The following is a 26376-nucleotide window of genomic DNA, read 5'->3' on the forward strand; positions in this document are numbered from 1 at the left end:
TCAAGTTAACCCCGTATTAGGAGGGCTTTTTTTCCGATAACGCCCATATGGCGAAGCTGTAAATCATCGCGACATCCTTCAGGCGACGATAGCGCCCCGAAGCGCCGCCATGTCCGGCCTCCATATTGATTCTGCACAGAAAGGGGCCGCCTTTGGCGATGGCGCGCAGTTTTGCGATCCATTTTGCCGGCTCCCAATACGTCACGCGCGGGTCGGTCAAACCGCCTGTGGCGAGAATGGGCGGATAATGGCGCGGCGCGATATTATCGTAAGGCGAGTATCCGGCGATGCGATCATAAGCCGTCTCATCTTCGAGGGGATTGCCCCACTCAGGCCATTCCGGCGGCGTCAGGGGTAGGCTCGCATCCGACATGGTGTTGAGCATATCAACAAACGGGACCTGCGCCGCAATACCGCCAAACAGGTCCGGCGCCATATTGGCGACAGCACCCATTAACAGCCCGCCCGCTGAGGCACCCTGCGCCACAATACGTCCCTGACGGACGAAATTCTCGTCGATAAGGTGTTGGGCACAGGTGATGAAATCGGTAAAGCTGTTGGTTTTCTTTTCGCCGCGCCCGTCCAGAAACCATGACCAGCCTTTCTCCGACCCGCCGCGCACATGCGCGACGGCATAAAACCAGCCGCGATCGGCGAGGCTTAAGGCTGAAATGGAGAATTCCGCATCCATCGGTATGCCGTAAGAGCCATAGCCGTAAAGCAGCATGGGGGCCGAACCATCCCGCTTTGTCTCCTTACGGGACAAGATCGTGATCGGGATGCGCGCGCCATCCGCGGCCGTCGCGAAAAGCCTCTCGACACGATAGTCCGCCGCCTGATGGCCGGACGGTACGTCGCGACGTTTGCGAAAGTTCTTCCGGCCGGACGCCACCTCATAATCGAACCACTCGGGCGGGGTGGTCGGAGAGGCATAGACGTAGCGCAGAAGGCTTTTATTATATTCCAGAAAGCCGAGTGGCGTCAGGTCAAAAGCGGCTTCTTCCGGCGTGATGGCGGTGCTTTGGGAACGTATGTCCCCAACGGCGTCACGCGGGATAAAATGAATATCGACATTGCCGTCGACGCGCTCCGCCCAGGCGAGATGGGTGTGGCACGCGCTGACACTCATCACGAAATGACCCGCCTTCATTGGCAGAAACGGTTTCCATTCTTCCCAGAGGGTCGGATCATCCGAAGTCTGCATGATTTTAAAATCGATGGCATCCTCATTTGTCACGATCATGAAGCGATCATGCCAGTGCGTCAGGTGATACCGTATTCCGGTCCGTGCCGGACGGAAGATGCGCGGCGTTTCCGTCGGGGTGCGCGCGTCGATCAGGCGTGTTTCATTCGTGTCATGGTCTCCCCGGCCGAGCATGATCCATTTGCGGGATAATGTTTCCTGCAAAGTGAGGAAGTAGCCTGGATTGGTCTCCTCAAATATCAACGTGTCATCACCCCCGGTGAGGGGGCGGCGAAATACCTTGCGGGGGCGACCATGCTGATCCCGCCAGATCCAGAAGATCCACGCACTATCGGGTGAGACGACGAACCGACCTGTCGAATCGGTGATCTCCTGCCCGACGATGTCGCCATTCATCGTATCTTTGACAACGATGCGGTAAATTTCAGACCCCTGCGTGTCGACAGCGTAAATAAAGTAGCGATGATCCGGCGAATGCGCTGTTTCCGACAGAGCGAAATACGCATATCGACCCGCCTCACAATTAGCATCGAGGAGAATCTCCTCCCGACCACTTTCAATGTGACGGCGGAAAAGAATCGGATATTCGCTGCCTTCCCGAAATCGCGATGCATACTCCCACGCGCCGTCAGGCCACGGCACGCTTTCCTCTGCGCCGGGCGTGCGGCCCATCATTTCCTCAAAAAGTCGTTCCCGCTCCGGCGCCATTTTGGCGAGGACGGCATCGGCATAGGCGTTCTCAGCCCTGAGATGCTGCGCAATGTCTTCACGGAGGATTTCCGGCCGTTGCAGGACATCCTGCCAGTTTTCATCCTTCATCCAGGCATAATGATCTGTGCGGGACCGGCCGAGTTGTGTCGTCTCGACGGGGACGCTTCGAGGTGCCGGTGGCTGCATGGGTCTTTCTCCGACGGAGTCATGGAAAATATGCCGGTTAGACTAACATTTTTTTCCCCTTTCGGTGAATGACGTGTCGCCACCCCTAATGGACCGTATTTTGCGGGACGATATTTCTTTCAACAATAAACCCGTCCATCGGGAAGGTGTTAGAATCCGGTAATGCGCGGCCTCGATTTCAGGGATGCGCATCATTGTGCGCCTCACTGTTGAGTCGGGCAGATAAGGAGTTGTAAAATGTTATTTCGTCATTTCAGATTTTCGTGTGCCGCCCTATCCTGTGCAGCGCTCGGCGCGCTTGTCGCGGCGCCTGCCGCCAACGCCCAGACGGTTGTGCAGGCCAACCCATCGACCGCACCGGGTATGCAGTCGAACGTTGCATCCTCAGGCGCCATGCCTGTCATGCGGCAGCAGGGCGCTGCCGTGGCACCCGGTAAAATGCAGGTGGTGGGGGGCAAAAACCTCTCCAACACGGTTCTGACCGCGAAAAGCCCCGGCGTGCTCGGCAGTGACGGCCTGCCGGATATCACATCTGCCGGACCGGGCAATGTCGCCGGTCTGCTTGCGTACTGCGTGCAGAATAAAATCGGCTCTCGCGGCATGACACGCGTTGTCGGACACTCACTCGCGAAACGCGGTGACGTGCAGGGCGACCAGTTTTACTCGCTGGGAGGCCAGGGGCTGCTGCAAACTGCGTCGGCGGAGACGTTCGACGTCTCGACGCTCAGTCAGTCAAGCCGCGTCAAACTCTGCACGGAACTGGCGATCCGTGGGAAAGAGTTCGGCACCGATCGCGCCAAGGCGATGGCAAAGTAAGCCGCTTATGAGGATAGGGCCCGGTCACATTTCGCCTGGGCCCCAATCCGGAAAAAAGGCGGTGAACTCCGCCTTTTTTTTGGGGCCGCTATCTGCCCCGCCGCCTGATGATCAAGTGTTACGCGTGCCTAAAGCCACAATGCGCAGAACACCCTCTTTTGACGTCAGAACCGCCAGTTTTTCCAACCGCGACAAAGTATAAAGTGCGGTGTCGATGTCCGGGGCCTCCTGAAGCTTCAACATCCCGACCAGAAGATGCGGGTCAATCGGCTCTCCGGCCTGGCGTGGTGGCGGCAACATGTGCAGATGCGCATTCAGAAGCGTGTTATCCTGCGCAAGCGCATGAAAAGCTTCGGCAAAATAAGAATTCCTGCTTTTCTCCATCCGCGTACGCCGGTCCGTATCGTAGGTTTCCAGCAGGCGCAGCACCTCGGGTGGCGCTGACTCTTCCGGGATCAGTAGAAGGCGAAGCCGACGCAGAAAAAGCCCGATCACCCGGCTTGAAGTCGCTGCCGCCAGCGGTATGGCCAGAGCCAGACCGATCAATACCGGCGTCATCCAGAGGAAAAGCGAATAAGAGACGGACCACGCCGCGACCGCCAGCAAAAAGCCGAAGAGCGAGTAAATCCAGTAACTCCGTATTACGTCACGCATACTGACGCGCCCATCTTCTCTGTTCTGGGCGTTCCAACCGGAATCTCGGGCATTGAGGATCGAGACTACGGCAGAAGTGTGGATCAGCATGGCGATCGGCGCGATCAAGCCACTGATGATCGTCTCGAACACGACGGAGACGGGCATGAGCAGGGCACCGCCACAACCTCTGAGGGTCGTTCGATCCCGGTAAGCGGCCAGCAGCGCCATGAACTTTGGTGCGAGCAGGACAATCATGGTACCGAAAAACACGTACATGGCCTGGATCGGGTCAACTTGCGGCCAATGCGGGTAAAGCGTCTTCGTATCGCCAAAATATTCAGGCCGGTAAAAATGCGATTGCAGTGAAATCAGAATGCCGAAAAGCAGAAACAGCAGCCATAAAGGCGCGGTGATATACGAGCCGATCCCGACCAGAAGATGCATCCGACTGACCCAATGCAGGCCCTTCGCGCGTAGAATCCTGCCATGTTGCAGATTGCCCTGGCACCAGCGGCGGTCGCGAATGGCGACATCGGTCAGGGAAGGTGGGCTTTCCTCGTAGGAGCCGAAAAGACCGGGCACCATATGAATGGCCCAGCCGCCACGCCGCATCAGGGCGGCTTCAATAAAATCATGACTCAGAATGCCGCCACCAAAGGGTTTTCGGCCCGGAAGGTGCGGCAAACCGGCCTGCTCGGCAAAAGCGCGTGTGCGGATGACGGCGTTATGGCCCCAATAATTCCCTTCCGCTCCGTGCCACCAGGCAATGCCATGCGCGATGAGCGGGCCGTAAACACGTCCCGCAAATTGCTGCATACGCGCAAAAAGCGTCCGACCGCCGACGATGACGGGCAAGGTCTGAATGAGGGCGACATTTTCATGATGTTCCATCGCGGAGACGATCCGGGCGATGAGCCCCCCATCCATGACGGAATCTGCATCGAGGGTCAGCATCTGGGGATAAGCCGCGCCGTGCCGTTTGACCCAATCCTCCAGATTTCCGGATTTCCGATCAATATTCTGCACGCGGCGGCGATAGAAGATCCGGCCTTCCCCATGCACATCCCTGACGAGGTCAAGATAGGCCTTTTCCTCCCGCACCCATATATCCGGGTCTGTCGTGTCGGAGAGGATGAAGAAGTCGAACGCGTCAATATGGCCCGTTCGCACAAGGCTTTCATGAATGGCGCGCAACCCGGTCAGGACACGTTCCGGGTCTTCATTGTAAGTGGGCATCAGAATCGCGGTGCGCGTCATCAGCGTCGGCAGGGGGCCATCCCGCGTGATGCCCAATCCAAGCCCGCCAGCGCGCCAGAGTGACACGAATCCCGCGCAACTCGACGTGAAAGAAAAGGATATCCACGCGCCAAGAATGACGAACAGCGTCAGAACAATAATGCCGAGCGCCGAAACGCCAACGGAATTGAGCACGAGATTCATCTCATAAGCGCCGAATAGCGTCAGGATGATCGCCCCGCCAATGACAAATGCGCGGCGCGCCCAGATATTGGCGGGCGAAGTGACGGGCGTGGCGCGTCGGCCGTGACGGTCAGGCGCTGAGAAAAGGTCCTGCCGCTTCATATCCAAAGGCGCCGGGGGCGGCATGAAATCCCGGGTAGGCGACTTGGCGGTTACGGCGTCCAACGATAAATCCATTTTTCCGAAACGGGGCCCTGATCATTTGCGAGCTGGCATTGCAGCTCAGCGATTTTTGCATCTTTGGGGTAGAACTCAAACATGGTGCGCCACCCTTTGATATTGGGATTGGGCTCAACCACAACATTTTTGACGCTTCCTGCGGAGGTCTCCCAAATAAGGTGGAAACTGGCATTGTCCGGAAGGTTTTCAAAGGGCTTCCCCGTAAAGTCCACGACAATCTGACGCGCATCCGGGTGGTCCGTCACTTCACCGATGCGTGTGGCGCCGATGCGCGCCATGTCGGTTGGCCATGGCGTGTCCCAACCCCAATACATGCGATAAGTGTAGCTATACTCATTTCCCGATTTCATCGGCTCAGCCGGCCGCCAGAAGGAAACGATATTGTCATTGACCTCATTCGGCGTCGGGATTTCCACCAGGTCAACGGCACCCTCGCCCCAATTGCCGACCGGTTCAATCCAGAGAGAAGGGCGTTTCTCATAAAAAAGGGCGAGATCTTCGAAATCGCGGAAAGCCCGGCGGCGCTGCATCAGGCCGAACCCCTGCGGGTTGACGTCATGAAAAGCTGAAAATTGCAAATCGATCGGGTTGTTCAGGGGCCGGAAAAGCTGTTGACGCTCCCCCGTCCACATTTGCAGCGCCTCACTATCATGCGCGCCCGGGCGCCAGTCATCGACATGATGCCGGTTATTACTGTCAAAATAGAACATACCGGTCAGCGCCGCGATCCCGCCCTTGCTGATATTCTCCCGCGGGAAAAAGCTGGTCTGGACGTCAAAGACGGTCGTATCGCCCGGTTTGATCGTGAAGTGGAAAGCCCCCACAACGGAGGGGCTGTCCATCAATGCATGGATGACGACGCTTTTGACGCCAGGCTGCGGCTTTTCAAGCCAGAATTCCCGGAAAAGGGCAAATTCCTCCCCCTTTGGATCACCCGTGCCATTGGCGAAGCCCCGTGCGGAGAGTCCGTAATTCTGCCCTTTCGCCACAGCTCTGAAATAGGATGCGCCCAGAAATACCGCGCACTCCTCCTTCATATCATCCTTGTTGAGCGGGCACCGAAGGCGCAGCCCGGAAAATCCGAGATCATCCGTCACGCGCAGTTGCTGATCCTGATATTTGAACATGTCAGGCTCATAGGCGATAGGGTGCGTCTCACCGTCGATCACCTCATTCATAAGGATTTTCGGGCGGTAGAGGAATCCGCGCGGAAAGAATTCGACATCGAAATAGAGATCATCTTCCGCCCAGAGGGCGCGCTCTGATCTGAACTCAATGCCACGAAACTGGTCGAAATTGAGATTATTGATTTGGCTCGGCAGGGACTGGGCCGGCGCGGCATAGGCGGAACGCGCAAGTTTACGCGCCTTCTCCCGCACAGTATTCGCATCGAAACGGGTCGTCGCAGCCGGATCTTTTGCGAAAGCTTTTTTCAGTCCGGTCAGGTTCAGCACGGATGCGCCTGCACCTAATTTCAGGATGTCGCGTCTAAACACGATTTTCATCTCCCTTGCTCGTATCGCTTTCGCGCTCGGTTATCGCGTTGTAACGCCGGCCCTGTCGGCGCGCACCGCCCGTGATCCATGGATGCCCGCATGGCGCAAGCCTGCCTGGCTGGCAGACTTTCATCATATGTCGGCTTTACAGCAAAGATAGTGCGGCACGGAAACCCTTTTTGCGCAAGACTTCACGATAAAACACGAGTTTATCGAAAAAGATCTGGTCGCCCACGTCGCGCCACCCGTCAAAAGCACTGAGCTCAAACGCATCGGAGAATTTGTCGCTCCGAATGCGCGCCCAGTCATTTTCCGACAGGCTGGGTTCAAAGGGTTGGAAGGTCTTCCCGTTTTCACCCTTGCCTTTCAGCGCTTCCAACCAGCTTGCAGCGCCGAAAGCGAGGAGATCGATCGGCAGGTTTTTCTTCAGGCGGCGACGCATGGTTTCCGTCCAGAAAACCTGGATTTTTGAGGCGCCATCCCCGCCGACACGCACATTCTGGTCACCCATTGCGCCATTCGAGAAGCGTTCCAGCGCCGTCTTTTTGTAGGATGCGGCATCCACACCGGCAGGGGCCTCAATATCGGTCAACACGTAGTCATCGAGGAAACGCGTGACCACACCGCGCAGCGCGTCATCGGCGAGGGCTTCATCAATTGTTTCATACCCGCTGAGAAGCCCCATAAATGCCAAAAGGACGTGCGATGCATTAAGGATGCGGAGTTTCAAATTTTCATAGGGGATGACGTCGTCGACCAATTGTGCGCCGACTGCTTCGAAACGGGGGCGACCCGTCGCGAATCGATCCTCCACCACCCATTGGGTGAAGGTCTCGGCGATCAGCGGCAGATCGTCCTCCAGGCCGCTCGCCTGATTGAGGCGCTGCTTCGCTGCATCATCCATGCTGGGGGTGATGCGGTCCACCATCGCATTGGGAAACGTCACATGCTCGGCAATCCAACGGGCGAGGCCAGCATCCCGCGCTTCGGCAAAACTCAGAATAGCTTTGCGGGTGACATCACCATTATGACGCAGATTGTCACAGGAGAGCACTGTGAAACCTTTTCCGCCCGCATCCCGGCGGCGGGCCAGCCCTTCAACAACATAGCCGAAGAAGCTTCTGGGATGGTGCGGATCCGCGAGGTCCTGCCTGATCGCGGGCGCATCAAGCCGGAAAAGCCCGGTCATCTCATCAATATGATAGCCACCCTCCGTGATGGTCATGGATACGATGCGTGTCGAGGGTGCCGCGAGGGCGGCCAGCACTTCATCCGGCTTCTCCGGTGCGTGCAGATAGGCGCACATGGCGCCAATAATCCGACAGGATTCCGTGCCGTCCGGAGCGGCTTCCGTCAGGCTGTAGAGGCCCTGCTGTGCGTTGAAGCCGCGTGCTTTCCCGGCCCCGCCTGCACCCGGTGTCAGCCCGACACCGATAATGCCCCACTCATATGCGCCGGTCTTGCCCATGACATCATCGACATAGGCGGCCAGATGGGCACGGAAGAAATTGCCGACGCCAAAATGCACGATGCCGGGCGTGATCCTGGACGGGTCATAAGCGGGCCCTGCAACGTTCTGAGGGAGGTGGCGCAGTGTCTCGCGGCTGATCATCATGGCTCCTGACATCAAATGTTTTTTTCATGCAACGCCAAATCGCAGCTCTGCTTGCGTTGCGTCATGCCATCCATGCGGTACGTCTGCCGAATTTATTCTGTATCCCCCCGACAAATGCCCCGCCAGAGCGGCATTCAGCTTCTCGGGAGAAGCACTTTCCGCCTGAAAGGCATTCAGGAAGTGTAACCTGATTCTGAAGACGATCAACCTTGCAGCCCGGTTGGCGGGTCGAGGCCCGGTTTAACGCTGCATCAGGCGGCGGAGATCGTCGGCCGTTTTGTCACTGGAACTCATGAGGATGTCGGCCGCCTGACGGAGATCCTCCCGCAGGAAGGAAAAGACAAAATGCATCTCCGGCAGGGCATCCGGGCCGAGAAGCGGCAGATGACTCAGCACCTCATTGCGTCGGGGTCGCTCAGGCATCTCGCCGCCTTTCCCCGCAGACAGCAATTCGCACCGCCTTGCCAAAGCGCGATAGGCGTGGCTCAAACCATGACGCAGCTCACCGCGCATGTCATTCATCCCGCTGCGCCCCTTGCCGATATTAATGGCGCGCGCCACCAGCATGGTGTCGCTCTGCATCCGGCGCATCAGAGCGGGCAGAACGCTTAATATGGGGTGGCGACGCTCCAGCATGCCCAGATTTTCACGGTTGGCCTCCTCGAGACATTCATTCAACACGAGTTGGAGCTTAGCCGCCTGATCATTCATCGCTTCAAGCCCTGCCCAGTCCTGACGATGGGCTAAAGCGGCCTGCAGAAGCGCATCCAATGCGCGGAACATGCGGGATGCCGTCGTGAAGGCGCGCCGTCGGGCACTGGCATGAAGGACAAGGTAGGAAACGATAATCGACACCACGACGCCCAGAAAGATCGAGGCCAGTCGCTGTGTCAGCGGCCAGTAGGGGTTACCATGTGAGGGCATGAGATAGATGATCATCAGCGTCACACCCGCAAAACGGAGGCTGGGTCTGACTGAAGCGATAAAAGCGATTGGCGTGAGGGAGGCGGCAAAGACCAGCCAGTAATGTCCGTAAAACAGCCGAAGCGTGACGGCAGCCGTCCCGAATAAAGCGCCGATGATCGTGCCGACGATCTGGTCACGCGCCGTTGTGATCGTCTGGCTGATGGTGGATTGCGTGACGATGAGGGAGGTGATTAGCGCCCAGACGGACTCCTCCAATTCGGTAAAATACCCGACAACCCAGCAGGCGATGACGGATACCAGCATGCGCACCATCTGACGCCATGGAGCCTCTCCATCAACCCGCGCGCCGAGGATTGCGCTCAGATTCACGGGAGAGCCTGATGCAGCGTGAGCGGCACCCAACTGATGCCGTCTTTCGATTGAAGCAGGATGAGGATGATATTTTTCTTTTGGTCTCGCAGGCGATCAATCTCATGAGCGAAAGCAGCGGGAGAGTCGATCTCAACCTTTTGCACCTGAAGGATGAAATCGCCAACCATGATGCCACGTTTCGCTGCCGTGCTGTGAGGCGCGACCGATATGACCATGACGCCGCGCTGCGAATCGGGAATGTCGTGGGATTTCCTCAGATCCTCATCCAACGCCACGACGCCCAGCCCCAGATCGGCCATCGTAATGTTTTTCGGTTTAGCCGCCCGCGTGCCGGCGGGTGGCATGTCCGGTTTTTCGGGCGATTTGCCGATCGTCACAGTCGCTTCGTGCGATTGACCATCCCGCTTATAGCCCAATTTCACGCGACCACCGGGCTGACGCGCCGCGATGAGGCGGGCGAGTGTTCCGATATTCACGGTCTGACCATCAATATCTGTCACGACATCACCGGTTTTCAGACCTGCTTTGGCCGCCGGGCCGCCTTTTTTGATCTCCGCGATTAAACCGCCTTCCTGTGATTTAAGGTTAAGGGATTTCGCGATTTCAGGGGTGACATCCTGAAGCTGGGCGCCGAGCCAACCGCGCGTCACATGACCATCCTTGATGAGCTGCTGCAGGACAGGCGCAGCATCATTGGCCGGGATGGCAAAACCGAGGCCGATTGACCCGCCGCCCGTGCTGAAGATTGCGGTATTAATCCCGATAACTTCTCCCGCCATATTGAAGAGGGGGCCACCGGAATTTCCACGGTTTATGGCGGCATCTGTCTGGAGATAATCATTATAGAGGCCGTGATGGATATCACGACTGCGGGAGGAAATAATGCCGCTGGTGACGGTTCCGGATAATCCGAAGGGATTGCCGATCGCCACGACCTTGTCGCCCGTGCGGGCGGTATCGCTATCGCCGAAAGTGACGGCGGGCAGCTTCCCGTCCGGCTTGACGCGCAGGACGGCGAGATCCGTCCGGTGGTCACGGCCGATGATGTGTGCGGGGAGGATCGTGCCATCCTGAAGGGTGACGGAAATCTTGTCCGCATTATGAATGACATGCTCATTTGTGACGATCATGCCGTCAGATGACATGATAAAGCCGGAGCCCTGGGCCTGCATTTCCCGCGGGGGGGCATCCGGCGCGGTTTTCTGCTTCATATAATCGTGGAAATATTCATCCAGGGGTGAGCCGGGGGCAAATTTCGGGATTTGGGGGCCCTGATCCGGGCCGCCATCCGGGCCTTCCTCATCCGAAGATGTTTCCGACATGTCCCCCGGATGGACGGATGCGGAGGCAGAGACATTCACGACCTGGGGCAGGAGGCGGTCTGCGAGGGTGGCAAGACTGCCTTTCTCACGGTCACCTGGCTGTTCAGACGCTGGTTTTTCAGGCGCTTCGGCGGAAGCCGATTGGGCCGACATCAAAGTCAGGCAGGACAGAAGTGAGATCGAGATGCCGTATTGCGCTTTCATGCGGGGAGGGTATCGCAAAATCTCACCTTATGTCAGCCATCTTGACGCGCTGACGCGCCATCCCCGCCTGAAATTTCGGCACGGCTCTTCCCCTCCATCAAGGCCGCCTCATATTTGTGATGATCGAGCCAGACAGCCAATCCATATACGCAGAGAAACCCGACGAGGTTCGACACAAGCTGGAGCGGCCAGTGCGTGCCGAACGTTGCCATGCCGAGGCGGATGATCAGATCAAGCACTGTGCCGAGGCAGAAAACCTCCAGCGAGTGCCGCCCCATCACGGCGAGGATCTGCCCTGGGGAGGAAGACGCAAATCGCGTGCACCAGCTGGAACTCTGCACCAGAATGAAGATTGCGAGAACATCCATGATGCGGAGGGGCCCCAAGCTTGATTTATCGGCAAGAGCCCGGAGGTGAAACAGACGGAGGTCCGGTAAATGGTAAAGTTGGTAAGGGAAGCACTCGATGACCCCGATGATCAGCACTGCGACGCAAAGAGCGCGTAACCGCCCTGAAATCGTCAGATTGCCGCCCAGTCGATGGACCATGAAGGCGAGCAGCACACCGATGGCGAAAATGAACTGCCAGGCAAACGGGTCAAAATACCATCCATCGGAATCGATGACGTTGGGGAGGTTGATGGCGGGGTCCAGATTAACGAGCGCCCAAAGGATGAAGCTCCCTGCCAGCAGAAGATAGGGAGACCGCCGCAACAGCCAGAACATCAGCGGGAAGCTGAGCAGAAACAAGATGTAGATGGGCAGGATATTGACCATATCAGGCAGGGCCTGAAGGGTCACAACGTCCAGGAACCAATCGAAACCGTGACTGAGTTCCGGCTCCAGGAAATCGATCGGCACATCCCATCTGAGGCGCCAGAGGCGGGTCAGGGCGATGTAGAAAAACAGCAGGATGAGTTGGAAGAGATAGAGCCGCACGCAGCGCGTCACGATACGATGAATGGCGACTCGCCATCCCCCGGCGGGCGGTGGGCGCATGATCAGCCGCCCATAAGCGAGGTAGGAGGCGTAACCCGCCAGCAGGACGAAAATATCCGCCGCATCGGCAAAGCCGAAATTGCGCATGGTCAGTCGGTTCAACCAGTCGGAATAAACGTGGTCTGTCAACATCATCAACAGGGCGAGGCCACGAAGCGCATCGACGCGATGGTCGCGGCGTTTGCGTTTATCAATCCGATTGGCGTCGGAACTCATTTGCACCCCTGTCTCATCGTGGCTTAAAGAGAAGGCGGGCGTCCATGGTTTAAACCGCGCGGCGCGCAACCTGGCGAAATCTTGATTTTCTGACCCAGGGCGGTATAGCGGGCAACCATGCTGTTGAAAAGTGATGTAAGCCATGACGTCAGATAAATCCTCTTTCACTCAGGAAATTCTCCCGCAGGTGAGATCGGTCATCGATGAGATGTGCCAGGCGCTTGGGGTTGGTGAGCTCCTGCAAATATCTGCCATTGCGTCGGCACGCCTTGATGACGGCCATGTTTTCGTCACCTGGCAGACAGCGCGCGAGGCCGCGCCACGCATCGGCGCCATCGTGCAACGTATTGAGGCCGCGCTTGAGAAAGCTCTGGACGTGAAGAAGGCCACGATCATCCTGACGTCACACCGACCGGAACGCGCCGTGCCGGACGGGCGGGCGCCGCGACAGGGGGGTGGACACCGGCCTTTCGCCCTGGCGGAGGGTTCCACAAAAAGTCAGGATGATGAGGAAGGCGCGGCTGTTATCGCGCGTCTTGGCGCGGTCATCGCGGTGGCTTCCGGCAAAGGTGGGGTCGGAAAATCAACGACCGCCATCAATATTGCCGTTGGACTGGCGCAGAAAGGTTTGCGGGTCGGGATGCTCGATGCCGATATTTACGGCCCTTCCCTGCCCCGCATGCTGGGCCATCGCGGCAGCCCGGAAATTCGTGACGGCAAAATCGTCCCGATCGATGCCTGGGGGGTCAAGGCTATCTCGATCGGCTTTATGGTGGATGAGGAACAGGCCGTGATCTGGCGGGGGCCGATGGTCATGGGCGCGATCAATCAGTTCATCAACGATGTTGCGTGGCCTGATCTGGATGTGACGGTGATTGACATGCCGCCGGGGACGGGGGATGCGCAATTATCGATTGCGCAGAAACTGCCATTGGCAGGGGCCGTCATTGTTTCGACACCGCAGGACATCGCATTGCTGGATGCGCGCAGAGGCGTCACGATGTTTCAGCAACTTCGCGTGCCGATCCTCGGACTCGTCGAGAACATGTCTTATTTCTGTTGCCCGCATTGTCATCACCGCACCGAGCTTTTCAGTCACGGTGGCGCACGTGAGGCGGCGGCAGAAAATCACCTTCCCTTCCTCGGAGAAATACCGCTGCTTGCGGAGATCCGTCAGAGTGGCGACGCAGGTGAACCGATCATCATGGCCGCGCCGGATGGGGAAGCGGCTTTGCGTTATAAAGGCGTGGCGGAGGCTGTTCTGCAGCAGATCAACGCGCATTCCAGCCGCAATGATACTTGACGCGCGATGAGATCCCCGATGTGACGCGATGGTGAGAGAGGATGGAAAACCGGAATTATTGACGTGATCAATCGTCACCGTCGGGATACGCGGCAAAATGGGCGCGGCTGACGCATCCGAATCAAGCGAAGCGACAATGAGCGACGCGCGCCTGACGCGGATGCGGAGAACCATTCGATCAGGTAAAATTCCCGCCATCGACGCTAATGCCAGACCTCCACCCACATGATGATTCGATGAGCGTGTGGGATTTCAGTAAAATGTCTGCCGAGGAGGGTAAAGCAGACGCCATTATCACGCGCGCATTTGCGACGATACCCGCCAATGCAATATGGCGCAGAAAATAGCGGTATAACTTGCGGCATCCCGCCGGAATGATTGGCGTTTAACCCCGGTCGGGGGACTTTATATTGCGATTTCCGGCCCGCGCCGCATTAACCTTCAATGATGCCGCGATGTCTGAACGCTGCCAGGATCCTGCTGCGACGACACGCCAAGACGCACCGAATTGAGAGGTTCTGCCGCGCCTCTCTGCCACCGATAGGAGGCCTCCGGGTGAAACGCGGAAAAGTTACGACAAACGCATTTCTTACCACTGTCGAATGGTTGACAAATCATGCCGAGTCGGTTACGTGAATTTGGTAACCGCCGGTCGATCGGCCGCGCGGTCCCCTTTGACATAATCCCCGATAACGCGTGCCTTAATCTCTGTGCAAAGCAGATGTCATCCGGGCCGCCGATTATCACCGTCAATTGGCCATCCCGATCATGGCGCGACCCGCTGCTATGCTCCGTCTCCCATCAGCCCATTAAGGCGCATCCATGCATCTTGCTGAACTCAAAAAGAAATCACCAGCCGACCTTTTAGCCGATGCTGAAGAACTTCAGATCGAGAACGCCTCGTCCATGCGAAAGCAGGATATTATCTTCGCCATTCTGAAGACTTTGGCGGATAATGATCAGGCGATTTTCGGTGAAGGGACGCTCGAGATTCTTCCCGACGGTTTCGGGTTTCTGCGGTCTCCCGAGGCAAATTATCTCCCGGGCCCCGATGATATTTATATCTCGCCGACGCAAGTGCGCCGTTACGGTCTGCGCGGTGGGGACACGGTTGAGGGTCAGATTCGCGCACCACGTGACGGCGAGCGTTATTTCTCGCTCATCAAAGTCAATGCGATCAATTTTGAAAGTCCTGACTCCGTCCGTCAGCGGATCAACTTCGATAATCTGACGCCGCTTTTCCCGACCCAGCCCCTTAAAATGGAGTCTGAGCATGTCGGTGCGGTGGAAACGAACGGCTTCGGCAGTGGCAGCGGAAATGGCAAGGGCAAGAAGGACCAGCGCGACTTTACCTCGCGCGTGATCGACCTCGTCTCACCGATTGGCAAGGGCCAGCGCGCGCTTATTGTCGCGCCGCCCCGCACCGGTAAGACAGTGATGCTGCAAAGCATCGCGGCATCCATCTCCGCCAATCACCCGGAAGTGTTCCTCATCGTTCTTCTGATCGATGAGCGTCCGGAGGAAGTGACGGATATGGCCCGCTCCGTGCGGGGTGAGGTTGTTTCCTCCACTTTTGATGAGCCCGCGACGCGACACGTGCAGGTGACGGAGATGGTGCTGGAGAAAGCCAAGCGCCTTGTTGAGCATAAGCGCGACGTCGTCATTCTGCTCGATTCAATTACCCGTTTGGCGCGTGCCTATAATACGGTCGTGCCCTCATCGGGTAAGGTGTTGACAGGCGGTGTCGATGCCAACGCCCTGCAACGGCCCAAACGTTTCTTCGGTGCTGCCCGTAATGTGGAAGAGGGCGGGTCTCTGACCATTATCGCGACTGCTCTGATCGATACGGGAAGCCGCATGGATGAGGTCATTTTCGAGGAATTCAAGGGCACGGGTAATTCCGAGCTTATCCTTGATCGCAAACTGTCCGACAAGCGCACCTTCCCGGCGATTGATATCACCAAGTCAGGCACACGTAAGGAAGAGCTGCTTGTGGACCGCTCTGCATTGTCGAAAATGTGGGTGCTGCGGCGTGTCCTTGCCCCGATGGGCACAATGGACGCCATGGAATTCCTGCTCGACAAACTCAAATATAGTAAAAATAATGGTGACTTCTTTGAGGCGATGAATAACTGAACTTTCTCATCTCAAAGGTTTTTCAAAGTCCAATTGAAACGGGGCGCTGCGGCGCCCCGTTTTTTTATCCGCCGCTCATTGTCTTTTTGGCGCGTCAATCATCGATCGCGCGTTGGGGGAGAAGGGCCGGCACGAGGATGAGAGTCGCCAGCAAAGTGCATGCCAGCGAAAGCAACAGCAGGATACCCATACTGGCCGTGCCCGGATGTTGCGACGCCGCCAGTGAGCCGAATGCCGTCCCGGTTGTCAGGGCTGAAAAGAGCACAGCGCGCGCTGTCGGCGAGGCAAGCGGGGATTTAACGCCTTCCCGCCAGTTCATGACAAAGTAGATATTGAATGACACACCGACGCCGAGCAGCAATGGCAAGGCGATGATATTAGCGTAATTCAACGTAATCGGCACGGTGACAACAATGATGACGGTCAGGAGCGCGGAGAGAAGCAGCGGCGCTAAAACGAGCGCAACGTCGAGGAGTCGACGTAATATCACGAAGAGTATCAGCGCAATCATATTAACGGCGTAAATAGCAGCATCGGTAAAAGCGTGGATCATTGTCTGGGCACTGCCCACGACTTCGACGGCCGTGCCTGCGACATCCTTATTGACGCGCTGCATATCCTCAACAAAACGGTAAAGGGCTTCGTTGGAAGTGATGCGTGATTTGGGTTGGATGGTGAGAAGCGCCTTTCCATCCGGTGTCACGTAATTTTCAGCCAAAGTTTTGGGCAGATTGTCGAGGGTCACTTCGTCCGCCTGAAGGGAGGATTGAAGTGTCTGAAGCTGCTCCGGCAAAAACCGCGTCAGCGCGTCGTTCGACTCGAGAAGTGTCGTATCGGGCGCTGTCGCAAGTCGCGTGAGCGCTTTCTGGATGCGCAGGAGCGGATCGTCATCGGGGCGCTTCTCCTTCAGGACGATTGACAGGTTCTCCGCCGCTTGTCGCGCGGCCTCCCGCAGATCGACCGCGCCAGGAGGGGGCAGGGGTGTCACGCCGACAAGGGTGGGTAACATGATGGCAGCCGTGTCACGAATCATGGCAAGCTTCTGGTCCTGCTGCGTGGGGAGAAACATCCCCAGCCACATCACGGAATCCACTATGGGCAGCGCGTCGAACGCCTTGACCCATTCTCCCGCAATTTGGAGATTCGGGGCGACGAGCGCGCCGGAATAAAGGGAGGTGCGCGGGTCATCCTGAAGCGCATGAAGGGCGCGCATTCCCTCCGTATGGGGGTTTTTCGTATGGAGTGGGTCCGCATCAAAATAAAGACGCGGTAGCAGCACCATGCCGATCACAGCGAGGATGGCGAAGCCGGACATCACAGATTTGCGGTAACGGCGCAAAAAGCGGTCGCAGCCCGCCATATTCTGTAACCCGGTCTCCGTCACGCCGGCGCGGGCGCGGCACAGGGCGAGCAATGCGGGCAGGATCGTCATCGTGCAAAAAAACGCGATCAACATGCCAATGCCCGCGATCAATCCTAATTGCGCGACACCAACAAAATTTGTGGGCACGAAAGCGAGAAACCCGGCTGCGGTCGCCAGAGCCGCCACCAATATCTGGTGCCCTGTCTCGAACCCCGTTGCCCCGAGCGCGGTGACGCGCATATTGCCCTCCGTGCTGGCGACTTCCTGCGCGCGAAAGCGCACCGAAAACTGAATCGCGAAATCTACGGCGATCCCAACAAACAAGATCGCAAATGCGACGGAAATCAGGTTCAGGCGCCCCACAGCGATGGCGGCAAAACCGGTTGTTATCAGCAAACCGTAAATCAACGTGATGAGGATCGGGATGATGACGCGCGGTGAACGCACCGCGAAAAACAACCAGCATGCCACGAGAATTAGGGAGGTGATCAACCCGATCCCCATACCTTGCGCGACTGTCGCAAATTCCTCATCACTGAGTTGCACCGGGCCGGTGATCATGACGGAGACATCACCGGACTTGACGAAGGGCAGGTTCGCAACCGCCTCATGGATGGCGTCGCTGGCTTCACCCCCTGGCTGCAAATTATTATATTTCAGCACAGGCTTGGTGACGACGAACTGATATTGCCCGGTCATGTCCGCCGTTCCCGGCGTTAATAGACGCTGCCAGGACAGGTTCGTGGGATGTCCTTCTGCCGCGCCTTGCAGGGCTGTGGCGAAGCCGTTCAGTTGCGGTGTCATATTGCCGGGCAAGGTTTCACCATGCGCCAGGCCCTGACCGATCATGCCGAGCGCGTTGAAAAGGCCACGGGCTGACGGGTCCGCGGCGAGGGTCCCCATAAAAGGTTGGGCGGCAACGATGTTATTGAGGAGGGATTCCAGCGCGGCTGGTTCAAGGTAGAGCAGCCCATGCTGGCGGAGATACGGGTCGTCATCCGGCAGCCGGACGAAGCGGAATTTATCATGCTGGGCCGAAAGAATTTGCGCGAGAGCCCGTGCGGTTGCCTGACCTTCCTCCGGGATGCGGGCTTTTATGACGGCGACCATCAGATCGTCATTGCCCGGGAAGAGCCGGTTGATCACGTCATTATGCTGTCGCCAGGGCAGCGACCGGGCAAACATCTCATCCGTATCCGTCGTGACACCCAGCTTTTTAACGGTGACAAACAGGCTGCCAGCCAGCAAAATCACGGCGCAGAACACGACGATGAGGGCGCGGCGCGCGCTGAATGAAACGAGCTGTCGAAGCATGGCGGCAAGCATGGACGGAAATTCCTGTCTCTTTTGCGCCGCGCGAGGCGATGTGCGGCGGTGGAACAATATGGCAAGCCTATCGCGCCATCCTGTCTTGAAGGAAGGCGCGTTACGGCCCCGCTATGTCAACGCACGACATTGCGTTAACGTGCGATATCATATCAGCTTTGAATAAACGTCAAATCAGAGCATTGCGCAGATCGCTTGCCCTTGCACGACATGTCGATCACGTATTTTCAGATTGTTGGCGCAGGAAGGCGATTGTTTCCAGACAGGCTGCCGCTGCTTCTCGCCCCTTATTGTGTATGTCCTTGCGTGACCGGGAGACGGCCTGGTCATTATGGTAGGTTGTCAGAACGCCGAAGGAGATGGGCTTCCCGGTGGCGAGTTGCGCGTTCATGATCCCGATCGTGGTGCCAAGGCTGATGAACTCGAAATGCGCCGTATCGCCTTTAATGACGCATCCGAGGCAGATCACCCCGTCATATTTCGCCTGACGCGCGAGGGCCTGCGCCATGATGGGCAATTCAAACGCCCCTGGCGCCTCAAAAACGTCCACCCCGTGGATGTCTCGCTCGGCAAGCCACGCCATCGCACCGTCGCGCAGACCACCCGTCACGTCCGTATTGAAGCGGCTCACCAATATCGCGAGGCGCGGGGGTGTTTCAAATTTGAAGTCGGGTGGTTGGGGGATGTGTGTGGCCATGATGAGTCTCCTCTCTGAGGCTTTGAAGTTCCGCGCGTCTCATGCCAGATGCCTCACGCTGCGGGATGTTTTTAATCCTGACGGTGACGCGCCCACATCTCGGTTGAGACATCCCGCAAAAAGCGTTCAGGTGCCGTGTCGAGCGCATGCCCCATACGGGTGCGCTTCGTTGTGAGGTAATCACGATTGAACGGGTTGAACCCGACCATGAGCGGATCAATCCTGGCGACTGAAATGCCCAGAGCGGTCAAACCATCACGTTTTGCCGGGTTGTTTGTCATCAGGGTGATGTCATGCACGCCGAGTGTCTTGAGAATGGCCGCCGCAATCTCCCAATCGCGTGAATCGACGGGCAGGCCCAGGCGGAGATTCGCATCCAGCGTATCGACGCCCTCATCCTGCAAGTTGTAGGCGCGGATCTTATTGGCGAGGCCGATCCCGCGCCCTTCCTGCCCCCGCATGTAAATCAACACGCCATGTTCAGCACCCCGGATGCGTGCCAGCGCCTCCCTTAATTGCGGACCGCAATCACATCGGAGGGAGCCGAGCGCGTCGCCTGTAACACACTCAGAGTGGACACGCACCAGGCATCCGGCTTTCTGCGGATCACCTTTGATCAGCGCAAGATGCTCCTGTCCGTCATCGGCGCGGAAGGCTTTGACTTTCAGATCCGTCCCGCCGAAAGCGCTTGGCAGCGCCGCGTCAGCGATAACCGTGACGGGCGACGCTGCTTCCCGCGCGGATGACAATGAAGGCGGCGCGGGTGCGATGGCGTCCCGCCCATTTGCCTGACACCAGGCAATAAGGTCAGCAATCGCGATGAGAGGGATATGGTGGGCCTCACTGAACTTCTTCAATGAAGGCAGGCGCGCCATCGTGCCATCTTCATCAATGATTTCACAAATAACGGCGGCGGGGTTCAGGCCCGCAAGGCGGGCGAGGTCAATGGCGCCCTCCGTGTGCCCGGGCCGGGCCACGCACCCACCGGGATGGGCACGCAGGGGAAAAACATGGCCCGGTGTGCTGATTTCCGCCGGATTCGTATCTGGCGCGGCGGCAAGCTGGATCGTGCGGGCGCGGTCCGCGGCGGAGATCCCGGTCGTAATGCCATTTGTCGCTTCGATACTGACGGTGAAAGCGGTGCCGCGCGGGTCATGCCCGCGGCGTGGCATCATAGGGAGGTCGAGATGGCGGATCTGCGCCTCTTCCAAGGCAAGGCAGATCAGCCCGCGACCATGGAGCGCCATGAAATTGATTGCCTCCGCATTGGCGAATTCCGCGGCAATGACAAGGTCGCCCTCATTTTCCCGCAGGGCGTCATCCACCATAATCACGGGACGACCCTCCCGAAAAGCCTTCAATGAAGCTGCAAGAGCAGGTGGGAGGGGCGCCATCTTCGGGCCCAACGAGGTGATCGCGCGAGTGCTCACAATGTCGCCCCATGACGCGTAAGCGACTCAATATATTTCGCGAGGATGTCCACCTCGATATTTAACGGGTCACCGACCTGCTTTTCCGAAAGGGCTGTGTGCTGCCAGGTATGCGGGATGATCATCAGAGCCATTTCGGCTGCGTCCTGAGGGCCTTTCCCGACGTGATTGACGGTCAGGCTGATACCATCCAGCGCGATTGACCCTTTTTCCACCACGTAACGGCGCAATGACTCAGGAATGCTGACGCGCAGATCATAGACGTCACCGGTTTGGTCCAGCCTGTTGATGTTTCCCACCGCATCGACATGCCCCTGCACAATATGGCCGGAAAGACGCGTCGTTGGCGTGCAGGCGCGCTCAAGATTGACGTAGTGACCCTGCGCCACCGCACCCAACGAAGAGCGTGACAGCGTCTCCGTACTCACGAAAAACGTCGCCTGACCATCCGGTTGAAATGCTGTCACCGTCAGGCAGACACCATTCACGGCGATGCTTTCACCGAGGCTGAGATCGGGAAAGCCCGTCTCAATGGTGAAAATCCGGGCATCTGGTTTAGACGTGACGGATAGAACAGAGCCAAGATTTTCAATGATACCGGAAAACATAATCTGTGCCTTTAAGGTGCCGATGCCGGCGCGACTGTTGATGGAGCAAACAACGGAGGAAGCAGGGCGGTCGGCGACGCATCAGGCGCGCGAAGATGCACCTCATCTTCCCGGCCTGGCGCGGTGCGGATGGTTAACCACTCATCCCATAGATTAAGGGACTCGCAGGCTGTTGTGAGACGGGGGCCGCCCTCAATCAGCGCCCATAAGGCGCCTGCTTTCGCCAATTGCGCGGGGAGTTCCGTGAGGTCATGGCTTACCCATGTCTCAAAACCATGCTGCTCATAAAAATCACGAATTTCCGGCCCGATGACGCCACGCCGGTCGCAAATTGCGAGGATACGACGCCGCATCGGATGATCCGGGACATGCCGCACGGTAAAAAGCGGCTTATCACTCAGGATCGTCCCGGCGCCGGTGATGATGGCGTCAGTCGCGCGACGCACGTAGTGGGCCAAAGTGAGGGATGATGGGGACGTAAACGTCTTCTGACCTGGTGGCGGGCGCATGGAACCGACATGGTCAAGGGCCTGTTTGACGGTGATGAAACATTTGCCCTCCCGCTGCACTTTCGAGAAGGGCGCTGACAAGGCGATGGCGCGCGCAGCCTGCGCGGCAAAAGCGGGTTCCTCCCGCGCGAAACGCACATTGATGCCATTCGGCGCGGCGCGTAAAGCCTTGGCGCCACCGCGCGCCAGCGCATTCGGGTCTTCCGCGCCGATCCACACATGTTTGACGGGGCTGGCAAGGAGGGCTTTGGCGCAGGGGGGGTCTGGCCGAAATGATTACATGGTTCCAGAGTGACAATGGCCGTGTGTATCTTCTCAAACGTGCCGCTTGAGCGGGCGAGATCCAGTGCATTCTGTTCCGCATGTGCCTGGCCTGCCTGATGATGTGCGGCGATGGCAAGGATCTGTCCCTGACGGTCAAGGAGGGCGCATCCCACTGGGGGGTTGGGTGCCGTCGCACCCATGAAGCGCGCGGCTTCCGCGATCGCCGCGTCAAATGCGCCTGCAATGGTCCCCGCTGCCAATGGCGTGTCATCACACGAAGCGCCATGGGCTGGCGCGGCCATATTATGTTGTTCGGTCACAATTAAGCCCTTCAAACACAGAAATTTATTCTGTAGGGCGAAACGAAAGGGCAGCCATCCTCAACGCCGGACGCGGCTTTCCCTTGCGTGTTCTCTCTCATCCGGACTTTAACCGTCGGCTCCGGAATTTGACCGGATCTGCTTGACCCTGGGCGGACCCAGGCGCTCGCGGGCTTGTGCGTGACGCACCTACCGCCGGTGGGGAGTTTCACCCCGCCCCGAGAACAAATTTTGCGCAAAACATCGTCTTGCGTGAGATTTCAATTAAGGCTTCGTGCGCGGTTTTACAAGGACCACGCCACACCCCTTGTTTCACTTTTGTCAATGGAAACAATGACGGGCGGCTAAAACCCGTTCTTCGGATGCGGGAACGCGGTTATTCGCGGCGAAGAATTCGCCCTTCATAGAGCGCAAAACTTCACACATCGCGGGGTTTTAACGATGGAATTCAGCCTGCCTTGCAGGTGCAGCGCCGCGCCTCTCACATTTTGCCGATCGGAATATGACGGGGGAAGAGACCGCGATTTCCTGATGGAGACGCGCTTCCGCGGGGCGAGGCTTAAGCGCCCCGCCCTTTTCGCATCGGAAGAAAATTGCCGCCCTGGGGCGGGATAGACTATCGACGCGAACCAACCCGAACACGGAAGATGCTTTCGGGCCGTGATGAATCCTGTCCGCCGGTCTTCAGCCCTTAAGCAAAAGCCGAGGGCCAGAGATCAGGGTTTCGCGGCGTTGGCACCGCTTGAGACAGAATTGCCAACCGCGCTGACATCGCGCCCGGCACCGCCAATCGTGTGACAGGCAGCGAGGCCGCCGAGAAAAGCGACGGCGCAAGCGAAACGCCAGACGGGTTTAGCATTAAACAAGTTGGACATGATCGTCACCTTTGGTCGGGTCAACGCGGTGTGGCCGCGCTTGCCCCGCTTGTCACGGCATTGCCGGTCGCGCTGACATCACGTCCCGCGCCGCCGATCGTGTTGCAAGCAGCAAGTGCAAGAATCATGGTCGCCGCGACAAGGCCGCGACCGATATCTGAAGTAGATGGTTTCTGCATAGAGTTTCTCCGTAAATAACCAGAGATAAAAAACGTTTTATGATGTCAGGAGTTACTTTTTCATGTTCAAAAATCTGCGCCCACTGGTCATAATGCGACTGGTAGGGGCGTTGCAGGGACGTGGAAGTTCATCAAGCGTCTTCGCTCTGTCACTCATCCCCTTGGAGGAACGCGAATTTGGCCAGACCCATGGTGCTTTTCCGGGATGATCTTCGTCTCGCTGACCACCCGGCGCTCAGTGAAGCCTGTAAAGATAAACGCGACATTATTTGCCTCCTCATGCTGGATAAAGGCCCGAAAATCCGCCCGATGGGTGGCGCGGCGCGCTGGTGGCTGCATGGTGCGATCGCGTCCCTGCGCGCCGCGCTCCGCAAGCGCGGTGGCGAATTGCTGGTTGTCGAAGGGGATGCGCGGGACATTGTGCCGCACCTCGCGCGTCATTTTGCGGTTTCGGACGTCTACGCCCATTATCGTTACGGGTCGGCGGAGCGCGATGTTGACGCGACCATCGGTAAGGCACTTGAGCAGGACAATATAGGGTTTCACCAATATCACGCCGCGGTTCTCTGTCCCCCTGAAACGATCAAGAACGGCGCGGGGCAGGCTTTTAAAGTGTTTTCGGCTTTCTGGCGCGCCATGCAGGCGGGGCCGCCGATTCATCCGCCCCTGCCGCCACCGGCCCATATTTCTTTTATCGCTGACGCGGAATTGCCGGGTGACGTCACGGCTTTTGATGAAAGCGCCTTATTGCCGACCCGACCCGATTGGGCCAAATCGATTGCGGAAGTCTGGACACCGGGGGAAGAGGCAGGGTTGGAAATCCTGCGCGATTTTACAGAAAATGGCCTCGCCGACTACAACGCCAAACGAAATTTCCCGTCATTCGAGGCGACCTCACGCCTGTCGCCCTATCTGCGCTTCGGGCATGTGTCCCCGAAACAGATATTCCACGCCATTGCGGATAAACGTAGTCGGGGGAAGGCGCGCTTCCAGTCAGAAATTGCCTGGCGAGACTTCGCGATTTACAATCTGCTTCACAGCCCCGATATGACGACGAAAAATTTGCGGCCTCAATTCAACCATATGGCGTGGCGGCATGAGCCGAACATGATCCGCCTCTGGCAGAAGGGCCAGACGGGGATACCAATCGTCGATGCCGGGATGCGTCAATTATGGCAAACAGGCTGGATGCATAATCGCGTGCGCATGATTGTCGGCTCCTTCCTTACCAAACATCTGCTGACAAAATGGCAGGAGGGGAGGCATGGTTCTGGGATACGCTGGTCGATGCGGACGCGGCCTCCAATGCCATGAACTGGCAATGGGTCGCGGGTTCCGGGATCGACGCGGCGCCTTATTTCCGTATCCTCAATCCTGTCCTTCAGGGTGAAAAATTTGATGGTCAGGGTGATTATGTCCGCCATTTTATACCTGAGATCGCGAAACTTCCGGACGCTTACATCCAGCATCCCTGGGATGCGCCGGAGGATGTCCTCAAAAAAGCGCAGATCACTCTGGGGAAGGATTACCCGAATCCGTGCATCGACATCAAGGAAGGGCGTGCCCGCGCCATGAAAGCCTTTGAAGCTCTCTAACGTCAGGGCGTCGCGCTCTGAACGGCCTGTTTTGCGGAAACGGTGACAGTATGCGTCGCCTCGCCTGAGACGAGGTCAAGTGGGATCGGCTCTCTGAGGGGAAGGGACGCGTCGAACGATTCGATGACTTCCATATTATCGCGTATCGGGTAGGCATGTGGCCCGATCAGAATCTGATGCCCCTCTGTCAGGCGCATGGGGCCAAGTTCCTCCCCGGCCTCGGAAGCGATGGTAATCCTATCACCATGCATCAGAGTGGCGCAGGCGCGCAGGAAGCCGTCCGTCAAAAGCGAGAAATGTTCCCATTCACTCGGGTGCTCTGCATCCATGTGGATGTGGAAATTCGGCGTGCTCCGCATATATCGCGGGTGCGCGCCATCGTACGACAGGAATGTTGCGAGATTACCGGCGGAGATCTCGACTTTCATTTTCGGTAGCGGCATGGGCAGGGACACGGCTTTTTCAAGCATGGCCTCAAATCTCTCGGGCAATGGGTTTGGCGCGCGCAGAAAAATGCCCGGAACGCGCCCGGGCGCGGGGTTGATCGTGTTGAGATGATCCCGCAAAAGATCGAGATCAACAAAACGGCCAAAATAATCGAGCAACCAGTAACGTCGGAGGGAAAAGCCGAGATTCTGCATGATCGTCCTTTTACCATCCACCTGATAACAGGCGGTCACGTCGGCCCGGCGGGCGGTCCAGACAATATCGGCGATTCAATTCTTGATGTTGTTTTGGATAACGCAAACCATCTTCCGGCTCAAGCTGGCAGTTTGGCCAAAGCGAGGCATTTCCGCATCAGGCTCGGGAGGGCCTGATCGGGGAGATCCTCCATCGCGCACGGCACCGCATCGACAATCATCTCCGGCGTCATGAGGGGGCGAGGCACGATGTCCTCGCGGCGTTCCATGAAGTGACTTCTACCTCATATACGTCAAGATAAAGGGTCAGGTGCGTAAATACATGTTTGACCCGCCCGAGATACAGCCATGGTCCGGCGGACGCACCTTTCTGCAGGCTATCAGGCGGCGCGGAAACGGAAATCCAGTCACTTCCGGGGAGCGCCATCATCGCCGCGAGGAGCCCCTTATCCGGCCGTTTTCGCAATAAAACAGAGGGGCCCGGTCCGCGGATGATCAACGCCGTGCCATGGCTGTCGGGACGCTGTTTTTAGGCGCTTTAACCGGGTAAGATTCAGCTTTTCCCTGTCGATGCGCGGCACAATCCTGCTGCCACGGACATAACATGCATTTCGGCCGTCGCGGCGTGCAGATTGTGGCACCTAGATCGAACAAAGCCTGCGCGAAATCGGACGCCCGCGCCTGCGCAGGCGCGTCGTCATTCAATGTCGCGGCGAGAGTGGCAAGGTGCTTCTTCCCGGCGGGGAGCGGCGTCCCGGCTGCAAAGAG

19 protein-coding genes, 3 pseudogenes and 1 riboswitch are annotated in these 26376 nt (G+C 57.8%); of the genes and pseudogenes, 4 read left to right on the forward strand and 18 right to left on the reverse strand.

The genetic code is table 11. The annotated features are described in order from the left end of the window. Positions 1–16: 16 nt before the first annotated feature. Positions 17–2101 (reverse strand): S9 family peptidase, encoded by a 2085-nt coding sequence (locus CGLAMM_RS05625; protein WP_394819049.1) that lies wholly within the window; start codon positions 2099–2101, stop codon positions 17–19. 237 nt (positions 2102–2338) lie between these two features. Between CGLAMM_RS05625 and CGLAMM_RS05630 the strand changes: the two genes are divergently transcribed. After that, a complete protein-coding gene (locus CGLAMM_RS05630; protein WP_394819050.1) occupies positions 2339–2917 on the forward strand; it encodes a YjjA family protein in 579 nt (192 codons plus the stop codon). Between the two features lie 111 nt (positions 2918–3028). On the opposite strand, the gene mdoH is transcribed toward CGLAMM_RS05630, so the two are convergent. The 6 genes from mdoH to CGLAMM_RS05660 form a co-directional block, all read right to left on the reverse strand. Further along, positions 3029–5209 carry a glucans biosynthesis glucosyltransferase MdoH gene (mdoH, locus tag CGLAMM_RS05635; protein ID WP_394819051.1) on the reverse strand — a complete coding sequence of 727 codons (2181 nt, stop codon included), beginning with the start codon at positions 5207–5209 and terminating at the stop codon, positions 3029–3031. Beyond that, positions 5185–6717 (reverse strand): OpgD/OpgG family glucan biosynthesis protein, encoded by a 1533-nt coding sequence (locus tag CGLAMM_RS05640; protein WP_394819052.1) that lies wholly within the window; start codon positions 6715–6717, stop codon positions 5185–5187. Before CGLAMM_RS05640 ends, mdoH begins: the two co-directional genes overlap by 25 nt. 136 nt (positions 6718–6853) lie before the next feature. Then, on the reverse strand, positions 6854–8320 hold the full coding sequence (locus tag CGLAMM_RS05645; protein WP_394819096.1) for a mannitol dehydrogenase family protein: 1467 nt from the start codon (positions 8318–8320) through the stop codon (positions 6854–6856). A gap of 243 nt (positions 8321–8563) precedes the next feature. Continuing rightward, positions 8564–9619 (reverse strand): FUSC family protein, encoded by a 1056-nt coding sequence (locus CGLAMM_RS05650; protein ID WP_394819100.1) that lies wholly within the window; start codon positions 9617–9619, stop codon positions 8564–8566. Beyond that, entirely contained in the window at positions 9616–11166 is a 1551-nt protein-coding gene (locus CGLAMM_RS05655) for a Do family serine endopeptidase (RefSeq protein WP_394819101.1), read from the reverse strand. Before CGLAMM_RS05655 ends, CGLAMM_RS05650 begins: the two co-directional genes overlap by 4 nt. Positions 11167–11180: 14 nt before the next feature. Next, the gene (locus tag CGLAMM_RS05660; RefSeq protein ID WP_394819700.1) at positions 11181–12362 is read right to left on the reverse strand and encodes an OpgC family protein; all 1182 of its coding nucleotides are present in this window, start codon (positions 12360–12362) and stop codon (positions 11181–11183) included. A gap of 142 nt (positions 12363–12504) precedes the next feature. Here CGLAMM_RS05660 and CGLAMM_RS05665 point away from each other — a divergent pair, with 142 nt between their 5' ends. Continuing rightward, entirely contained in the window at positions 12505–13665 is a 1161-nt protein-coding gene (locus CGLAMM_RS05665) for an Mrp/NBP35 family ATP-binding protein (protein WP_394819102.1), read from the forward strand. Positions 13666–14487: 822 nt separating this feature from the next. Then, a complete protein-coding gene (gene rho, locus CGLAMM_RS05670; protein ID WP_394819103.1) occupies positions 14488–15801 on the forward strand; it encodes a transcription termination factor Rho in 1314 nt (437 codons plus the stop codon). A 94-nt stretch (positions 15802–15895) separates the two neighbouring features. Here the strand turns inward: rho and CGLAMM_RS05675 are convergent, their stop codons facing one another. The 7 genes and pseudogenes from CGLAMM_RS05675 to CGLAMM_RS05705 all read right to left on the reverse strand — a co-directional run bounded on the left by CGLAMM_RS05675 (position 15896) and on the right by CGLAMM_RS05705 (position 23372). Beyond that, the gene (locus tag CGLAMM_RS05675) at positions 15896–18490 is read right to left on the reverse strand and encodes an MMPL family transporter (protein ID WP_394819701.1); all 2595 of its coding nucleotides are present in this window, start codon (positions 18488–18490) and stop codon (positions 15896–15898) included. A gap of 217 nt (positions 18491–18707) precedes the next feature. Continuing rightward, positions 18708–19187, reverse strand: a complete 480-nt coding sequence (ribH, locus tag CGLAMM_RS05680; RefSeq protein WP_394819104.1) for a 6,7-dimethyl-8-ribityllumazine synthase — start codon at positions 19185–19187, stop codon at positions 18708–18710. A gap of 71 nt (positions 19188–19258) precedes the next feature. Continuing rightward, a complete protein-coding gene (gene ribB, locus CGLAMM_RS05685; protein ID WP_394819702.1) occupies positions 19259–20581 on the reverse strand; it encodes a 3,4-dihydroxy-2-butanone-4-phosphate synthase in 1323 nt (440 codons plus the stop codon). Between the two features lie 32 nt (positions 20582–20613). After that, positions 20614–21225, reverse strand: coding sequence for a riboflavin synthase (locus tag CGLAMM_RS05690; protein ID WP_394819105.1), 612 nt, complete (start codon positions 21223–21225; stop codon positions 20614–20616). Between the two features lie 11 nt (positions 21226–21236). Beyond that, positions 21237–22300 (reverse strand): annotated as a pseudogene (gene ribD / locus CGLAMM_RS05695) (bifunctional diaminohydroxyphosphoribosylaminopyrimidine deaminase/5-amino-6-(5-phosphoribosylamino)uracil reductase RibD). A 103-nt stretch (positions 22301–22403) separates the two neighbouring features. Then, a riboswitch (FMN riboswitch) is annotated at positions 22404–22548 on the reverse strand. Positions 22549–23034: 486 nt separating this feature from the next. After that, entirely contained in the window at positions 23035–23193 is a 159-nt protein-coding gene (locus CGLAMM_RS05700; RefSeq protein ID WP_394819106.1) for a hypothetical protein, read from the reverse strand. Positions 23194–23213: 20 nt separating this feature from the next. After that, on the reverse strand, positions 23214–23372 hold the full coding sequence (locus CGLAMM_RS05705) for a hypothetical protein (RefSeq protein WP_394819107.1): 159 nt from the start codon (positions 23370–23372) through the stop codon (positions 23214–23216). Positions 23373–23561: 189 nt separating this feature from the next. Here CGLAMM_RS05705 and CGLAMM_RS05710 point away from each other — a divergent pair. Further along, a pseudogene (locus CGLAMM_RS05710) lies at positions 23562–24967 on the forward strand (cryptochrome/photolyase family protein). A gap of 2 nt (positions 24968–24969) precedes the next feature. Here CGLAMM_RS05710 and CGLAMM_RS05715 read toward each other — a convergent pair. The 4 genes and pseudogenes from CGLAMM_RS05715 to CGLAMM_RS05730 form a co-directional block, all read right to left on the reverse strand. Then, the gene (locus tag CGLAMM_RS05715) at positions 24970–25647 is read right to left on the reverse strand and encodes a hypothetical protein (protein WP_394819108.1); all 678 of its coding nucleotides are present in this window, start codon (positions 25645–25647) and stop codon (positions 24970–24972) included. 80 nt (positions 25648–25727) lie between these two features. After that, complete coding sequence (locus CGLAMM_RS05720; RefSeq protein ID WP_418115473.1) at positions 25728–25877, reverse strand: hypothetical protein; 150 nt, start codon at positions 25875–25877, stop codon at positions 25728–25730. Then, a complete protein-coding gene (locus CGLAMM_RS05725) occupies positions 25838–26107 on the reverse strand; it encodes an NUDIX domain-containing protein (protein ID WP_418115468.1) in 270 nt (89 codons plus the stop codon). The genes CGLAMM_RS05720 and CGLAMM_RS05725 overlap by 40 nt, the downstream gene beginning before the upstream one ends. After that, positions 26104–26376: pseudogene (locus CGLAMM_RS05730) on the reverse strand (A/G-specific adenine glycosylase); the annotation flags it as partial. The pseudogene CGLAMM_RS05730 and the gene CGLAMM_RS05725, both read right to left, overlap by 4 nt.

This window comes from Sorlinia euscelidii, from assembly GCF_036452135.1.
Lineage (GTDB): Bacteria > Pseudomonadota > Alphaproteobacteria > Acetobacterales > Acetobacteraceae > Sorlinia > Sorlinia euscelidii.

Excerpts from the sequence above, each read along its gene's own strand:
- CGLAMM_RS05660 (WP_394819700.1), bottom strand. The coding sequence starts at position 12,362 with ATGAGTTCCGACGCCAATCGGATTGATAAACGCAAACGCCGCGACCAT.
- CGLAMM_RS05640 (WP_394819052.1), bottom strand. The coding sequence starts at position 6,717 with ATGAAAATCGTGTTTAGACGCGACATCCTGAAATTAGGTGCAGGCGCA.
- CGLAMM_RS05645 (WP_394819096.1), bottom strand. The coding sequence starts at position 8,320 with ATGATCAGCCGCGAGACACTGCGCCACCTCCCTCAGAACGTTGCAGGG.
- CGLAMM_RS05705 (WP_394819107.1), bottom strand. The coding sequence starts at position 23,372 with ATGCAGAAACCATCTACTTCAGATATCGGTCGCGGCCTTGTCGCGGCG.
- CGLAMM_RS05700 (WP_394819106.1), bottom strand. The coding sequence starts at position 23,193 with ATGTCCAACTTGTTTAATGCTAAACCCGTCTGGCGTTTCGCTTGCGCC.
- ribB (WP_394819702.1), bottom strand. The coding sequence starts at position 20,581 with ATGGCGCCCCTCCCACCTGCTCTTGCAGCTTCATTGAAGGCTTTTCGG.
- CGLAMM_RS05720 (WP_418115473.1), bottom strand. The coding sequence starts at position 25,877 with ATGGAACGCCGCGAGGACATCGTGCCTCGCCCCCTCATGACGCCGGAG.
- CGLAMM_RS05625 (WP_394819049.1), bottom strand. The coding sequence starts at position 2,101 with ATGCAGCCACCGGCACCTCGAAGCGTCCCCGTCGAGACGACACAACTC.
- mdoH (WP_394819051.1), bottom strand. The coding sequence starts at position 5,209 with ATGGATTTATCGTTGGACGCCGTAACCGCCAAGTCGCCTACCCGGGAT.
- CGLAMM_RS05665 (WP_394819102.1), top strand. The coding sequence starts at position 12,505 with ATGACGTCAGATAAATCCTCTTTCACTCAGGAAATTCTCCCGCAGGTG.
- CGLAMM_RS05690 (WP_394819105.1), bottom strand. The coding sequence starts at position 21,225 with ATGTTTTCCGGTATCATTGAAAATCTTGGCTCTGTTCTATCCGTCACG.
- CGLAMM_RS05675 (WP_394819701.1), bottom strand. The coding sequence starts at position 18,490 with ATGCTTGCCGCCATGCTTCGACAGCTCGTTTCATTCAGCGCGCGCCGC.
- ribH (WP_394819104.1), bottom strand. The coding sequence starts at position 19,187 with ATGGCCACACACATCCCCCAACCACCCGACTTCAAATTTGAAACACCC.
- CGLAMM_RS05630 (WP_394819050.1), top strand. The coding sequence starts at position 2,339 with ATGTTATTTCGTCATTTCAGATTTTCGTGTGCCGCCCTATCCTGTGCA.
- rho (WP_394819103.1), top strand. The coding sequence starts at position 14,488 with ATGCATCTTGCTGAACTCAAAAAGAAATCACCAGCCGACCTTTTAGCC.